The organism is Flavobacterium sp. GNP008 (assembly GCF_056428965.1).
This window is the reverse complement of record NZ_JBWJVL010000002.1, coordinates 642,232-657,939: the sequence shown is the minus strand read 5'-3', so window position 1 is coordinate 657,939 and position 15,708 is coordinate 642,232. Positions and strand designations below refer to the sequence as shown.

Here is a 15,708-nt window from a genome sequence, read left to right as displayed (position 1 = left end):
TATTTTTTTGTAAAAAATATATTTTTATAAATACGAGTTATAGTGTTGTATGGATACATTTGTTTAAAATCTAGAATTACTAGTGATTAGAAAATAAATTCTAGTAACTCAATACGTGTTTTATAATAATCGGGCATAGTATTGGCAATTATTTTAGAGAATCGTTATCAACGCCTATTTTTAATTCTTTTTTCATTTCAGCTTCTTCTGGATCTTCCGTTTCATTCAACTTTTTTTCAGCTTCTTTTTTCTTCTTATTAAAATAACCTCTTAATAAAAAATTATGTTTTGCAGCTTCTATAACTTCATTCAACCCTTTTGTGGCTGTTTTAACATTTACTAATGAAGAATCAATAACTTTACCCATTCTTTCATCGCTTACCAGTTTAGACAAAGCCCCCTTGCCATTATTCATATTATAGGTAAATTTTTTAAATTCTGTGGAACTATTTTCAAGATTAGTGACCATGTTTTTTATACTATTTCCAAATTGTTCATCTGAAACCAACCTGGACAAAGCTCCGTTTCCATTATTCATGCTATAACTGAATTGGGCAAGTTGTGCGGTAATTATTCCTGCATTATCGACACTTTTTTTGACACTAACCATTAAATCATCCATTTCTATAGCCTGTTTAGAAGCTATATTATCATTGTCCTCCACAATTATTTTAGAATTTTTCCCTGAAGAAATGGTAAGTACTTTATCACCCATTAAACCATCAGAACTGATACTCGCAACTGCATCTTTTTTTATGAATTTTCGAACATCTTCTTTTATGACTAATTTAATCACTACTGATGTATCTGTAAGAAATTCAATTTCTTCAACAGTACCAATATTAATACCAGAGAAACGAACATTATTTCCTACTTCAAGACCATTTACCGAATTGAATTTTGAATTTAGCTCAAAAGTTGAACCAAATAAATTATTCTGTTTACCAACAAAATAAATAGTTCCTACAAAAAGGATTAATCCTATAATTACAAACATTCCCAATTTCCATTGGTATCCAGATTCTTTGTTCATTTTTTTTGTTTTATTGGTTAAATGAAAAAGGAACGAACCCATTCATCGTCACTTTTTTCTAATTCTTCATAAGTTCCTTCGGCATGAATGATACCGTCTTTTAAAATCATCAGTCGATCACTAGTATGTTTTGCACAAGCCATGTCATGCGTAATGATGATAGAGGATGTTTTGTATTTTTTCTGGATTTCTAATACTAATTCACTGATTTCTCTTGATGTTATTGTATCTAATCCAGTTGTGGGTTCATCATATAATATGATTTCCGGTTTAAGAATTAGGGTTCTTGCCAGACCAATTCTTTTGCGCATACCGCCTGATAATTCTGAAGGCATTTTATCAATAGCTTCAATCAAACCTACACTTTCCAATATTTCTTTTATTTGATTTTCTACTTCCTCTGGAGTTAGATCTTTAGCATGACGTTTTAATGTAAATCCAAGATTATCCCGAACGCTCATAGAATCGTACAAGGCAGCATTTTGAAATAGAAACCCAATTCTAATCCTAATTTCGTTAAGTGCAGTAGGATCTAATTTCGCAATATCAGTACCAAAGACATTTATTTCTCCTTTATCAATACCTATAAGTCCAACAATACATTTTATTGTAATTGATTTACCGGACCCTGATTTTCCTAGAATAACCAAGTTTTCTCCCTTGTTTACGGTTAGATTCACCCCTTTTAAAACCTCGTTTTTCCCAAAGGATTTATAAAGGTTTTTTATTTCTATTACTGGAGAATTTGTTTCAGGAATAGGATTTGGTTTTAGTACTTTATTTTCATTTATCATACTAGAAAAATAAATCAGTTATTTGAACCGCAAGCATGTCAATAATAAATATGGTAAGAGATGCAGTGACTACAGCAGAGTTAGCAGCTTTGCCTACACTCTCTGTTCCATTTGCGGCATTAAATCCTTTATAACATCCTATCATACCAATGAAAAAGCCGAAGAAAAAAGTTTTGATAGTCGCTGGAAAAATATCTAAAAATGCAATTGATTCAAGCACTTGTGAGGTATACCTGTAAAAGTTAACATCACTGTGAATGTTAATTCCAACATACCCTCCTAAAACTCCAATGCCATCAGCATAAAAAACTAAAAGCGGGATCATAAGTGTTGTAGCTAAAATACGGGTCACAACTAAGTATTTATAAGGATTTATAGCTGATACTTCCATAGCATCGATTTGTTCTGTCACTTTCATCGAACCTAATTCTGCACCAATACCGGAAGAAACTTTACCTGCACATATCAAAGCTGTTATTACAGGTGCTATTTCTCTAATAAGTGAAAGTGCTACCATACTTGGCAACCAAGATTCAGCACCAAACTTGGCTAAAGTAGGTCTTGACTGTAGTGTAAGTACTAATCCCATAATAAAACCTGTAATAGTTACTAAGGGTAAGGATTTATAACCAATAATATAACACTGTTTAATGAATTCCTTCATTTCATATGGTGGTTTAATTACTTCTTTAAAAAAACGTGCAGCAAATAATGTAACTTGGCCCACATCATTAAAAATATCTTTTAGATAGATAATTAAACTTTCCTTTTTAGCTGTTACTATAGTATTCATGTATCATTTTATTATTTTTAGGTTGTAATTAATTTGGATGTTTTTTTGAAACTAAAATTACTATGAAAGAAAAATGTTAATCTGTTTCTTTATAATTATATAGTTATCATATTTTATTTCAATATGAATAGGGCAGTAGAACTCTATGAAATTAGAGTCTAGAAATTATTAATAATCGAAAGTAATTAAGCTTTTTTATGATAACATCAAATCTCCTAATTTTTTTACTTTATCATGATGTGCTGTCAACAATAGTTGTTGTGATTTAAGCATACTATGTAGTTCGCCTGTAAGATTCTCTAAATTGTCAGACAAACTGTTTTTATAACTGTTAATAGCAACAAATTCATTGTATTCAAGCGTATTCAAAAGGTCCTCTTTGCCTTTTTCGATTAGGATTGATTTAAAATTCATCCAAATTCTTAAAAATAATCCATTGTTTTTGATTGTATCAATAGGAGTGCCTCCCATTTTATGGACCTGTTGAACCAGTTCTGATTTGAAAATTGTACTTGTTTTTTGAAATTCAAAAAATAAATCTTTCAAATCATTTTCTTCAATTACTTTTGAAGCGGTTTTATAAATCTCAATTCTGTCATTATTGATTTCAATGAGGTTATTTAGTACTAAGATTGATTTTTCTGTATTCATCCTTTTCTTTATTATGTGAAATAAACTAAAATTAGGTTTCTTTTTCTAGAAAAAATTAACGTTTAATAAAAAGTATTCATTCATGCTTAATTCTAATAAATATTTATGGTAATAGAAGATGTATCTAAAATCTATTCGTCGATAAAACAAGCTGCATTCCCGGGTATTTGACATCGGCATCTTCTTCAGCGGTAATAAATATTTTTGATGGCTCAAATGATGTGACAGTTTCAAAATCTGCTTTAAGTTTTGAAGAAAAGAACGCTGTGTCGCTTTTAATTTGTCCAATATTTTTGACTACCGCATTTTTAGTTTCCATCCAAACTACATAAACATTTTTTGGAGGTTGCAATCTGTTTACCTCTGCTAGATTTAATATTTTAATTTTTATTGAATAATTTTTATTGCTGTCTTTTTTGATACTCACATTGCCTTGTGCAGCAGGGACTATAGAGGAGTTTTGAAAAGCAATATTTTTTCCACATGAAACAAGTGATAGCAAAATGAATATGGTTAAAAAGCCAAAGAATATTTTTTTTATGTCTAAATTGTATTGAATTACCATTGTGTGTTTTTAAAATGTTTACATAACAAATTTCATACTGAAAGCAGTAAAATTTGTTATATAAATATTTTAAAATGTTATATTATTTACGTTAAATAAAAATGAAATTATTTTTTTTAAGTACTTTTTTTACTACTCATTACTAACAAAACAATACCACCCGCAGCAAGTATTATTCCTACTAAAGGAGATAAGGCTATGGGATGATTGACTTCTTTATTTATTTTTATAGGACCTATGTCTACAACTTTTTCTGTAGTTGTAAAATTGAAGCTGTTGTAGAGCAACATGAATATCCCCAAAATAATCAGTAAAATCCCTATAGTTTTAGTTTTCATTTCTTTAATTATTTTAAAGTAATTTTAAAAAGCTAAAATTAGACGCCCGAAAAATATTCTTTAACAAAATTATGTTGCTGATTTGCTGTCATTTTATCAGTCTCTTTTATTTCGAATTTAATTTTAAGAAATCGCTCATCTTCACTCAAAAGATCAAAAAGTTCAACTTTCGCATTAGTTGGACCAAACAAAATTACACGTTTGTAATTTTTTATGGCTTCCCCAATTTTTTTGTAGTAGTCGTAACGTTGTTTTTTTTCGTTGTTTAAAAATTTAGCTTCAATTGTTTCTATCTCAAAATGTTTGGATGTAAATTCCATTAAATGTGCAAACGAATGATCCATCCAAATTCCTAATTTTTTTGTTGCTGACATGATTATCTATTTTTGGATTTATTAATGTTACGTGGTTTAACATTTAATAAATATTAATAAAATATAAAGTTCTAAAGTTCAAGTGTTTAATTGTTATATAAATTTAGATAAAAATTATATAATTTTACTCTTAATCTTCTAATAAAAAACAAAACAAAGCAAAATTAATTTGGAATATAGGGGAAATAGTTACTTTTAAAACATTCAAAAAAGAGGAGCTTTACTCATGAAAAATTTGAATTCGATTTTTATTTTTAATGCCTTCATAAAAAAAGGGCTGTCGTTTCCAACAGCCCTAAGCCTATATAATGAAAATTTAATCTGTTCCTACTATTTTTCGTAGGTCATTTTCAACTCAACTCTTCTGTTTTTTGCACGTCCTAAAGCAGTAGTATTGCTTGCAATAGGTTTACTTTCTCCGTATCCAATTGCAGTTACTCTCGATCCTGAAACCCCTTTTTCCATTAAATAGTTTTTAACGGATTCAGTACGTTTTTGAGATAATTCTAAATTAAAAGCATCACTACCATTGCTGTCAGCATGACCTTCTATAACTAAGTTAGAGGCACTATATTTATTGATTAAATTTACTAATTCATCTAATTGTACTAAAGAACCCACTTTTAATTTAGCACTATTATTCTCAAAAAATATTTTACTTCCTAAGTAAGTAATTCTCTCTACATCTTGTTTTGTAATTTCAGGACAACCTTTGTTTTCCATTGTACCTTTTGCAGTAGGGCATCGGTCATCAATATCAGCTACCCCATCTCCATCAGTATCTGGACAACCATTTAAACTCATTGGTCCCGCAGCATCGGGACAACGATCTAAATCATTTGTTATTCCATCTTTATCATTATCCATAGGGCAACCTGTAGCATCTACCTTGGTCCCCATTTTAGTATCTGGACATTTATCATTTATATCAGCAACTCCATCTTTATCACTATCAGGACAACCATTTAGAGAGGCAATTCCTGCCACATCTGGACAAGTATCTAAATAATCAGGTACACCGTCTTTGTCTCTGTCTAATGGACAGCCATTTTCATCAACAACTACACCAGCTGGAGTATCAGGACATGTATCCTTACGGTCCGCTACACCATCATTATCAGCATCTTTTTTCTCTCCTAAATTGAACGTCAAACCGGCCATGTGCGATAAGTATGCATCTTTTTTACCATTTACAACACCGTCTCTTCTATCTTTATTAGAAAAACTGAATGTTTCTTGTAAATTTAATGTGATAACATCAGTCAACCTAAAATTTAATCCACCCCCTGCAGTAGGTAATGCATAATCAATCCTGTCCTGATCAAAGTTTACGTCTTTGTCAAATAGAATAGCACCAACTCCTGCAAATGCATATGGTCTCACAATAGATTCAGGACCTGTCATGTTAAATCTTAAATTTAATGCAACCGAATTAAAATCACTTTTGAAACTTCCATTCGGACTATTATTGTAACCAATTGTTCCTTTTGAAGCTAAAAAATTTAAATCAAAATAGCGACCTAAATATCTAGATACAGAAATACCGCCAAAACCATAATACGCCTTATTGGTTTTGTAAAAATTATTACCTAAATCACCCTGGTATTGGGTTACTCCTCCATGAAGACCAACGTTCCATTTCATGTCTTCAGTTTGGGCTTTTGAGATTACTGTAAATGCCAAGCATGTACATAGTAAAAGGATCTTTTTCATATTAATTTATTGTTAAATTATTTAACACAAAGGTTATAAACATGGATATATTATTTGTTATAGAACTTTATCTATAATTTGTATCATTCACACCTATAATTTTTTTAGTTTGAATGATAAATGAGTATTAGATCAAATATTAATAGATAAAAAAAAACCATTTAAAAATTTTTTTAAAACACTAAATGAGAGTGTTTTAAATTTTTTTTAAATGATTCTAATTTGTAAAAGAAACCGAAAGCTTTACTGCTAAATATAAAAAATAAAGAGCAAACGATCTGATTTTTATCTTTCTATAATGTATGTTTTGGTTTCTGTTTCAGGGACTGATTTAACTTCTTCAAAACGTTTTTTAGCAGTTATTTTGCCCACTCTACAATGACTTTTGGAGACTAAATAAACGTCTGATTCTATATTTTCCATTTTATTTATATTTTATTTCTTAATTATTCTAAATATCTTCTCAATGTCCAAGCCATTGTTTCATGCGCTTGCAGCAAACCTGTAAGGAAATCAGCTGTGCCGGCATCTTTGTTTTCATCAGCGCTTTTGTCTATATCTTTACGCAGGTGAATAATAACGGTTTCATGGTCTTTTAATACTTCTCGTAGCATTTCCTTTTGTTCAGGATACTGATTAGGAGATTCTTTGATAATTGTAAATTCTGAAAATTCTTTCATTGTCCCAATAGTCTTCCCACCTAACTTACTAATACGTTCTGCCGTTTCATCAATTGATTCCTCCAGTTGTACATATTGACCCTCAAATAATTTATGTAGCTCCATGAAACTTTGACCAGAAACGTTCCAATGAAATTTTCTTAATTTTATATATAAAGTCATTTCATTTGCTAAAATTGAAGATAGTATTGAAATGCTGTTTTTTAAATGTGCTTCGGTAATTCCTATTTGAACTTTCATATTTTCTATGTTTTAGTTGTAGACTATTTTTGTAAAATAATATTAATTTAAACAATTAATAATAGTTGTCTTTTAATAAAAATTTTACGTTACAAAGTTCATTTTATTGCTTTTAAAAAGTATTATAAAATTACTTTAAGAAGTTATATATTTCACACCTGTTCTTATTCTAACAATTAGAAAACCAACCGTTGTGATTAATAAATATGTTTTTTTGTAATAAATTAATTTAAAGAAAAACAGTTCCAAAAGAATTAGGTCCTATTGTATCAAACATTTTCTAAAGAATATTTTAAATGGTACAAGAGTAAATACTACCTAAATATGTGCGTTAGGCTATTGAAATTTCTTTAGCTAAATAAATTTCTTGTACGGCATGTATAAGTTTTACGCCATCGCTAAAGGGGCGTTGAAAAGCTTTTCGGCCCATTATCATTCCTGCTCCACCCGCTCTTTTATTTATTACAGCTGTTTTTATAGCTTCTGCTAAATCGATATCCCCTTTTGATTCGCCACCAGAATTAATCATTCCAATACGACCAGAATAACAATTTATAACCTGATAACGGCATAAATCTATAGGGTGAGCACTGGATAATTTGGTGTACATATCGGGATTAGTCTTGGCAAATTTTATAGAAGTAAAACCACCATTAAGGAGTGGTAATTTTTGTTTAATAATATCTGCCTGAATTGAAACGCCCAGATAATTTGCCTGTCCTGTTATGTCAGCCGCCGTATTATAATCAATTCCTTTTTTTATAAAAGCATCATTTCTGGAATAACACCAAAGTATTGTTGCCATACCTAAATTATGGGCTTCTTCAAAAGCCTTTGCTACTTCTATGATTTGCCTGTCGGATTCGGCAGACCCAAAGTATACTGTAGCTCCTATAGCTATAGCTCCCATATTCCAAGCATTTCGGACGTTTCCAAACATGATTTGATTATATTTATTAGGATACGTCATTAATTCGTTATGATTAATTTTTACTACAAACGGAATTTTATGAGCATACTTTCTCGATAGCATTGCAAGACCTCCCATTGTCGAGGCAACAGCATTACAGTCTGCTTCAATAGCTAGCTTGATAATATTTTCTGGATCAAAATACAATGGATTTGGAGCGAAAGAGCTTCCCGCAGTATGCTCAATTCCCTGGTCTACTGGTAAAATGGAAAGATAGCCAGTATCTGAAAGTCGGCCATGGTGGTAGAGTTGCGTTAAACTCCGAATGGTTTGTCCATTTCGATTGCTTTGTAAAAAAAAGGTGTCAATAGTAGACGGATTGGGCAAATTAATCAGATCTTTTGGAATTGTTTTACAAACGTGGTTTAACAAAGTGTCTTTCTCATCGCCTAATAAAGTGAGTAATTGGGATATATCTTTCATTGTCAATTTGGTGTAATTGGTATAAAAAAAATATTTTAAAAGTCACGATTGGGCTGAGTTAAGATTTATAAACAGAATAATCTGTATATCCTTTTTCATCAGCAGTATAAAATAAATCCATGTTGAGGTCTTGAGATAAGGGCCAATTATTTTGAAATCTATCTACTAAATCTGGATTATTAATAAAAGGTCTTCCAAAAGCGATAAGATCAGCAAGTCCTGTTTCTAGGGCTTCTTCGGCACTTTCTTTAGTATAACCGCCACAACTAATTAAAGTATTCTGGAAGTTATCACGGATTAATTTTTTTATTTCCAAAGGGACAGCTGGAGCACCCATGCCGGAATGATCTACAAGATGAATGTGAGCAATTTCCAGCTTGTTCAGTTCTTTAGATAAGTAATCGTAAGTGGCTTCAATTTCAGGATAATGGGGCATATCGCTTGCTACTCCATAAGGAGATAATCGTATTCCGGTCTTTTCTTTTCCAATGGCCTGAGCCACTGCTGTAACTACTTCTATGACAAATTTACATCGATTTTCTATACTTCCTCCATATTTATCGGTTCGTATATTACTTACTGGCGAGAGAAATTCTTCCAATAAATATCCATTGGCAGCATGTAATTCTACACCATCAAATCCTGCAAATAGGGCATTTTCTGCAGCAGAAATATATTCTGTTTTGGCATGTAAAATATCTTGAAGAGTCATTTCATTGGGAACAACAAAATCCTGTAAACCATTAGTATCCGTCCACATTTGTCCCGCTGCTTTTACTTGGGAGGGTGCAAGTATTTGAGTGCCTTTGGGCATGTTTAGCGGATGACTAATCCTTCCGGAGTGCATTAGTTGCACTATTATTTTTCCACCACTTTTATGAACAGCAGCTGTAGTTTTTTTCCATCCTTCGACTTGTTCGGCATTAAAAATCCCAGGAATTCTAGCATAGCCTAATCCGTTAGGTGATGGTGATGTTCCTTCAGTTATGATTAAGCCAGCACTTGAACGTTGATTATAATATTTAGCCATTAGTTCATTGGGTACATTTCCAATCGCTCTGCATCTGGTCATTGGTGCCATTACAATTCTGTTTTTCAAATCGATTGAACCCAGTTTTATTGGTGTAAATAAATTATTTTTTTTCATTTTAATAATTCTTAAGGTGTTGTTATAAAGGTACTTATATTTAACTGATTTTAAAATTATAATAATGCAATAGTCGTTAATAAGCAATTAGCATCTCCTAAGTTCTGGTTGAAACAACTATTGGATAGCTCTTCTCTTAGAATTTATTTAATTGGGATTTTTAGTTGTTTGGTGACATGTATTTGAAGATGTTTTTTAAATACTTGCAGTAAATACCTACAGCGAATTTAATGGTAGTATATTTCTCCATTGTACAATAATTCTTAAACTAAATCTTTAAAGTATTACTAACAACATAAAATAATTACTAGTGTATCAGAATTATTGATTGAGAATTTACTCGTTAGTTTGAAAGTAATTTTATTTTTTAAAAAAGTTAGGTAACATTTTTATTTATACTCTGATTAACGGTTATCAAGCTCGTGTACCATTTCGTTGGTCATAGGCGGAAGATTGGAAAACCCCTATGTTCTTGATGCCGTTACGCCAATCTGGCAAACCAGAAAAAATGTTACCTAACAGAATGTATTGCTATTCTATGTTCTACTTTAAATTTATAATGGATCCGAAATGTCGCTAATGCGAATTAATTTTTTATTTACAAATTCATGGATTCCTAATTCGGATAGTTCTCTACCATATCCAGAACCTTTTGTACCTCCAAAAGGTAAATCCGGCTGAGTTCCGGTTGGATGGTTTATAAATACCATTCCAGTATCAATTTTATCCGCAATACGTTCCGCACGAGCTATATCTTGACTGAATATAGAACAACCAAGTCCAAAATCAGAATCATTAGCTAAAATAATCGCTGATTCCTCATCCTTTACACGGTAGAAAGAAGCTACCGGACCAAATATTTCTTCATAATAAGCCGGAATTTCTGGCTTTAAATCAGTTAATATTGTTGGTTGGACAAAAGCACCCGGCAAATTAGAACGTGTACCTCCTAATAAAAGAGTAGCTCCTGCATCCACAGATTTTCTAATTTGGTCAATAATATGCACAGCGGCTTCTTCACTGCTCATTGGTCCTAATTGCGTTTTAGGATCCATTGGGTCTCCTACAATTAAATTGGATAGTTTTTCTTTGAATTTTTCAATAAACTCGTCTGCAACTGCTTCTAAGGCTATAAACCTTTTAGATGCAACACAAGACTCACCGTTGTTATTAATTCGACCCACTACCGCCCATTCGACTACTTTATCTATATCTGCATCTTCAAGAATAATGAAAGCATCACTACCGCCCAATTCCAATACTGATTTTTTTAAATTTTTTCCTGCTTCAGCGGCTATGCTTGCGCCAGCTTCTTCGCTTCCTGTCAATGAAACGCCTTTAATTCTCTTGTCAGAAACTAGGGAAGTGGCACGTTTTGCGGATATGAATAAGTTGGTGTAAAGTCCTTTTTGAGCACCTGCTTCTTGGAATAGAGCTTCAATGGCTAAAGCACATTGTGGCACCATGGAGGCATGTTTGACAAGTACTGTATTTCCTACCATTAGGTTAGGTGCTGCAAACCGGGCAACTTGATAAAATGGAAAATTCCATGGTTCCACTCCAAATAGTACGCCTATTGGACTGCAACGGATATATGCACTGCCCGTTGTAGGCTCTAAATGTTTGTCTTCCAGAAATTTTGCAGCATGAGTTGCATAATAATCAAAAATAGCGGCACTTAATAGAATTTCACTTTCGGCTTGAGCTATTAGTTTACCCATTTCTTGGGTTATTATTTTAGCCAATGATTCTTTTTTCTCTCGCATTAATGATGCGACTTTATGTAATATTTGAGCACGGCTTTCATAATTTTTTTCTTTCCATGTAACGAATGTTTCAGCAGATTGCGCAATTAACAGATCTACAACTTCATCCGTCATTTCATCAAATGTTCGTTCGACTTTATTAGTATTAGGATTAACAGTTTGAATAGCCATTTTTTATTTTTTAGAAGGGTTAATCGGCTTTTTTTGTAGGTTTTCAGGTGTGTTTAATCCGTACATTGCCTCGTATTTTAATATGATTTCTGTTTCTCCTATTGAATTAAAAAAATCCTCAAGGCGTTTTATATGTTGTAATGTAAAATCCAAATGGACTTTTAGTGCTTTTACTAATTCATCAGTAGCGGCATTCTGGATCATTATAGGAATCGAGATGATGAGTGCTTTTTCTGTCAAGTAAATTTCTTTTAATTCCTCAACAAAAACATTACGACAACTTTTATTAGTTTCAGGAGTTGTTTGGTCTGAATTTCCTTTCCCTTTTTTTAGCATGGCTTTTCTATCCGATTTAGTGATTGTACTTTTCATTTGTTTAAATTTATAGACCGTAGTTCAATATTGTAAAGTTGAGCCTTAATAGCTTGGTATTCATTACATAATATTAAAGAGAAATTGTAAAATTCACATATATAAGTTTGGAAAGTTAATATACCTATTTAATATTTCAGTTCGTCTTGGAATGGAAAATCCTCTTCAAAATCAGTAAGTTTTTTTAAAGTTGTTGAGGTAATTTGATTCAATGCTTCCTTAATAAAAAACCTTAATTTTCGAATAATTAATACGCTTGAAAGCGATTAAAGTGTTGAATTAAATCGTCTTGAATAATTATAAACGTCAATTCCTAAATAGTGTAATTTTTTTAGAGCTTCAATGACATGTAATATTTTATTAAAGCTTACCAATATGGATTAATTAACAGGGCTCTTTTTTATTTCATAAAAGGCAGTATTAATTTAGAAATAGAAAAGTGAATTTATTAAATTCACTTTTTTTACAATAAAATTATAATTATTAAATTTAAGTATAATTTATGTAACAAATACCTGATTTTCAATTATATAATGCTAAATATTTTTATATATTAAATATTTAGCAAGCAAAGGATGGTTGTATTGTATATAAAATAAATTCTCTCTGCTAGAAAAGCAAAGAGAATCTAAAGAGCATATTGTTGCAAATTTTTTCTAATCGTTTGAATTGCACTTAAATTGTTTTGCAATCTAACTTTTTCGGAACTAAAATTTATGATTCGTCTTTAGTAGTACGAACTAAGCTAATTCCAGAAACAAAGAAAATAATTCCAAGGATACCATAAATAATTAGCGATTTTACATCTCTAGTTTCACCTGATGTTCCTGCAAATATAACTGCAGTGTAAATAAGACCACCTATTCCAAGAGCAGTAAGTAATGCTCCAAAGATTCTTTTAAGATTCATAATTTTTTTTTTAAGATTTATATTTCTTTTTTTAAATCAATTTTTAATCAAATTGATTTAAAAAATGCATTTCAAAATAATTATCTCTTTTTTTATTAAAGTTATAACTATTTAGCAAATATATTATGATTATTGATGCTAAATGTTATAAAATTTTTTAAAAAACTTATATCATTTACACTTGCGGAACCAGAAATGTACATATTATTTAGTGGTTTAGATAAATACTGTTGCTGATCGGAAGGATGTAACTTACTCCATGATATCTTTTAAGTGCTTCACTTTATCGTGATCCGCTTTTATAAGTAAATGTTGTTGCTTGAGCATCATGACCTGATCTGGAGATAAGTTCTCGCTTTCTTTCAAAGCATCTAGATAGGTCTGAACAGCTACATCTTCTCCATATTCACAAGAATTAATGATTGCTTTTCTATCACTGCCTGTAATTGCCGATTTGATGTCCATCCAAACTCTGTAAAATTTACCGGAAGTTGTAGTTCCTTCTTTAGGTTCTCCTCCTAATTTTTTTACTTCAGCAACAAGTTCAGCTTTGCATTTTAAACTGGTTTCTGTAAAATGAGAAAATAGTGTTTTTAAGTCTGTTTCATCCGCTTCTTTTGAAGCAGTTTCATAACCTTCAATTCTATCATTATTGATTTGAATAAGAGAATTTATTATGCTAATTGATTTTTCAGTATTCATCTTTTTAGTATTTAGATTGATAATTAAGTTTAACGATACAAAGATGAGAACAAATGAAGGTTTGATTTTTACACAATTATTATTTTTTATTATAACATTCGCATATTGTAAGTTGCTGATTTAGTGTGTGAAAGGGTAAATTTATAATGGCTAATAATTTTTTTTTATTATAATTAAAATAAATTTAATGAATTGGATTTGTATGTATAAATAACATATTAAAACAAATAGTAAACAACGCTTAAATAATTTTCCCTAAAGCGGAATAGTATATATTAGTTTATTGTCATCAAGTTACTATTCAATGCATCATAGAAAGTCTTTTAGTATGAATCTTATGTAATTGTAAGGTGATGATTATAAAAAAGAAACAATTACAGGAAGAATTCCTTTGCATTTAGTATTTTCTAAAAGGTGTTCTGCGGCGATTTCTTGAAATTCAGTAGTGTCTTGATACATTTGAATAATTCCTAAAGCATACGTGAGATTTGGAATAATTTGAAGGACGTAAGGATTTCCAAAAACATATAAAATGCATTTTTTTGACGTTAACAACTTACCTAAAAATTGAAGTACTGCATCTTCAATATCAAAATTATTTAAAGGTTTTGCTTTAGGAACAAATAAAGAAATGACCAAAGTATCAAATCGATTTAGATTTTTTTCTAATTCATTTAGAGCTGTAGATCCTCCAGATCCATAATAAAATTCAGGAGAAGGTATAGCTGTAGTCAAGTTTTTGAAAAACGGATTGTCACTATTTTTATAGATACTCACTTTGGCAAGATCTTCTCTATTTTTAGCATCAAAAACAGTCACAGTATTATGGTTGTCTTTGATTTTTGTCATGCAGTTTTGAGCAATATTTTGATTTAAAATCGAACAAGCTTCAAAATTAAATGTACTTTCAGAAAGATTTGGTAAACTCAGTTTCCCATCAACAATTCCTACTTTTTTCTTGCATTTCAAAATGCGTTGGAAACTGGCTTCAATTCGTTCCGGTGTCGCATTTTTTAGAATTTCCTGAATTCCCTCGGGGACATTTTCAGCAAAACACAATACATCATTTCCGGCGATGAAAGCTTCCCATTCCAGTTGTCCTTTTTTTTGGTATAATTTTGAAACACTGTGCATATTCAACGCATCCGAAATCACTAAACCATCATACCCTAATTCCTTGCGCAAAAGGGTTTCAATTATAGATTTGGACAACGTTGCCGAAGTGTTCTTTCCTTCATTCAAAGCAGGGACAGCTAAATGCCCAATCATAATCGAATCGACATTATTCTCGATACCTTTTATAAAAGGGTACAATTCATTGGTTAATAATTCTTCCAATGTCTCTTCTAAAATGGGTAAACCCAAATGGGAATCTACATTGGTGTTACCATGTCCGGGAAAATGTTTAAGGCAACCTAAAATTCCCACATCATTCATCCCTCTTAAATATTCAAGGGCAAATAAAGTCACTTTTTCTTTATTTTGCCCAAAGGAGCGATACCCAATTACAGGGTTATTCGGATTATTATTGATGTCTGCTAAAGGTGCTAGGTTATAATGAATTCCCACTGATTTTAAGTCTAAACCAATTTGTTTTCCCACTTCATAAACCAAATGTTTTTCACTTTCGGGTAAAGCTCCAAGTGTAATGGCATAAGGATATTGTGGTGTTTTTTCAACACGCATCGCCAATCCCCATTCTGCGTCAATGCTCATTAATAAGGGAGTAGTAGCACAGTTTTGATACCTTATCACAAGTTCCTTTAGACGCTGAACACTAGTATCGTTAGGAACTACTTTATTTTTATTTTCATAATTCGTTGCGGCACTGGCTCTGCTATGAAAAAAAGTTAATCCACCTACGTTGTACTCTCTAATTAATCGTTCCGTTGCTTGTATGTTCTCTTCGGTATCATTAATGAAAACTGCAGGGAAGAAAATTTGCCCTATTTTTTGTTCTAATGTCATTTTGAAATAGTTTTAACAATAATTTTTAGCCTTATAGAAATGGAAGTTCACATTAGAGGCTTAGAAATACTAGCTTGAATGGACTTAGGTTTCTTGCAG

General features: G+C 31.3%; 17 protein-coding genes. All 17 read right to left on the bottom strand.

The features are described from left to right. Nucleotides 1-148: 148 nt before the first annotated feature. Entirely contained in the window at nt 149-1,033 is an 885-nt protein-coding gene (locus tag AC0608_RS09220; RefSeq protein WP_417960316.1) for an MlaD family protein, read from the bottom strand. Between the two features lie 17 nt (nt 1,034-1,050). After that, on the bottom strand, nt 1,051-1,827 hold the full coding sequence (locus tag AC0608_RS09215) for an ABC transporter ATP-binding protein (protein ID WP_417960315.1): 777 nt from the start codon (nt 1,825-1,827) through the stop codon (nt 1,051-1,053). 1 nt (nt 1,828) lies between these two features. Continuing rightward, on the bottom strand, nt 1,829-2,620 hold the full coding sequence (locus AC0608_RS09210) for an MlaE family ABC transporter permease (protein ID WP_478288857.1): 792 nt from the start codon (nt 2,618-2,620) through the stop codon (nt 1,829-1,831). A gap of 195 nt (nt 2,621-2,815) precedes the next feature. Further along, nucleotides 2,816-3,271, bottom strand: coding sequence for a PA2169 family four-helix-bundle protein (locus AC0608_RS09205; protein WP_417960313.1), 456 nt, complete (start codon nt 3,269-3,271; stop codon nt 2,816-2,818). Nucleotides 3,272-3,395: 124 nt separating this feature from the next. Then, nucleotides 3,396-3,836 carry a hypothetical protein gene (locus AC0608_RS09200; RefSeq protein ID WP_478288856.1) on the bottom strand — a complete coding sequence of 147 codons (441 nt, stop codon included), beginning with the start codon at nt 3,834-3,836 and terminating at the stop codon, nt 3,396-3,398. A gap of 116 nt (nt 3,837-3,952) precedes the next feature. Then, nucleotides 3,953-4,174 carry a hypothetical protein gene (locus AC0608_RS09195; protein WP_417960311.1) on the bottom strand — a complete coding sequence of 74 codons (222 nt, stop codon included), beginning with the start codon at nt 4,172-4,174 and terminating at the stop codon, nt 3,953-3,955. 38 nt (nt 4,175-4,212) lie between these two features. After that, nucleotides 4,213-4,548: a hypothetical protein gene (locus AC0608_RS09190; protein ID WP_417960310.1), complete on the bottom strand. Its 336-nt coding sequence runs from the start codon at nt 4,546-4,548 to the stop codon at nt 4,213-4,215. A gap of 330 nt (nt 4,549-4,878) precedes the next feature. Next, complete coding sequence (locus AC0608_RS09185) at nt 4,879-6,261, bottom strand: OmpA family protein (RefSeq protein ID WP_478288855.1); 1,383 nt, start codon at nt 6,259-6,261, stop codon at nt 4,879-4,881. A 285-nt stretch (nt 6,262-6,546) separates the two neighbouring features. Next, entirely contained in the window at nt 6,547-6,684 is a 138-nt protein-coding gene (locus AC0608_RS09180) for a hypothetical protein (protein ID WP_417989884.1), read from the bottom strand. Between the two features lie 23 nt (nt 6,685-6,707). Beyond that, nucleotides 6,708-7,181, bottom strand: coding sequence for a Dps family protein (locus AC0608_RS09175; protein ID WP_478288854.1), 474 nt, complete (start codon nt 7,179-7,181; stop codon nt 6,708-6,710). Nucleotides 7,182-7,512: 331 nt separating this feature from the next. Next, nucleotides 7,513-8,574 carry a class I fructose-bisphosphate aldolase gene (locus AC0608_RS09170; RefSeq protein WP_478288853.1) on the bottom strand — a complete coding sequence of 354 codons (1,062 nt, stop codon included), beginning with the start codon at nt 8,572-8,574 and terminating at the stop codon, nt 7,513-7,515. Between the two features lie 58 nt (nt 8,575-8,632). After that, complete coding sequence (locus tag AC0608_RS09165) at nt 8,633-9,721, bottom strand: alkene reductase (RefSeq protein ID WP_478288852.1); 1,089 nt, start codon at nt 9,719-9,721, stop codon at nt 8,633-8,635. Between the two features lie 554 nt (nt 9,722-10,275). Continuing rightward, on the bottom strand, nt 10,276-11,658 hold the full coding sequence (locus AC0608_RS09160; RefSeq protein ID WP_478288851.1) for an NAD-dependent succinate-semialdehyde dehydrogenase: 1,383 nt from the start codon (nt 11,656-11,658) through the stop codon (nt 10,276-10,278). Nucleotides 11,659-11,661: 3 nt separating this feature from the next. Beyond that, complete coding sequence (locus AC0608_RS09155) at nt 11,662-12,030, bottom strand: DUF892 family protein (RefSeq protein WP_478288850.1); 369 nt, start codon at nt 12,028-12,030, stop codon at nt 11,662-11,664. 714 nt (nt 12,031-12,744) lie between these two features. Beyond that, entirely contained in the window at nt 12,745-12,939 is a 195-nt protein-coding gene (locus tag AC0608_RS09150) for a hypothetical protein (RefSeq protein WP_073355583.1), read from the bottom strand. Nucleotides 12,940-13,191: 252 nt separating this feature from the next. Further along, complete coding sequence (locus AC0608_RS09145; protein WP_417989888.1) at nt 13,192-13,641, bottom strand: ferritin-like domain-containing protein; 450 nt, start codon at nt 13,639-13,641, stop codon at nt 13,192-13,194. Nucleotides 13,642-13,998: 357 nt separating this feature from the next. Continuing rightward, nucleotides 13,999-15,609, bottom strand: a complete 1,611-nt coding sequence (locus tag AC0608_RS09140; RefSeq protein ID WP_478288849.1) for a glycoside hydrolase family 3 protein — start codon at nt 15,607-15,609, stop codon at nt 13,999-14,001. Nucleotides 15,610-15,708 lie beyond the last annotated feature (99 nt).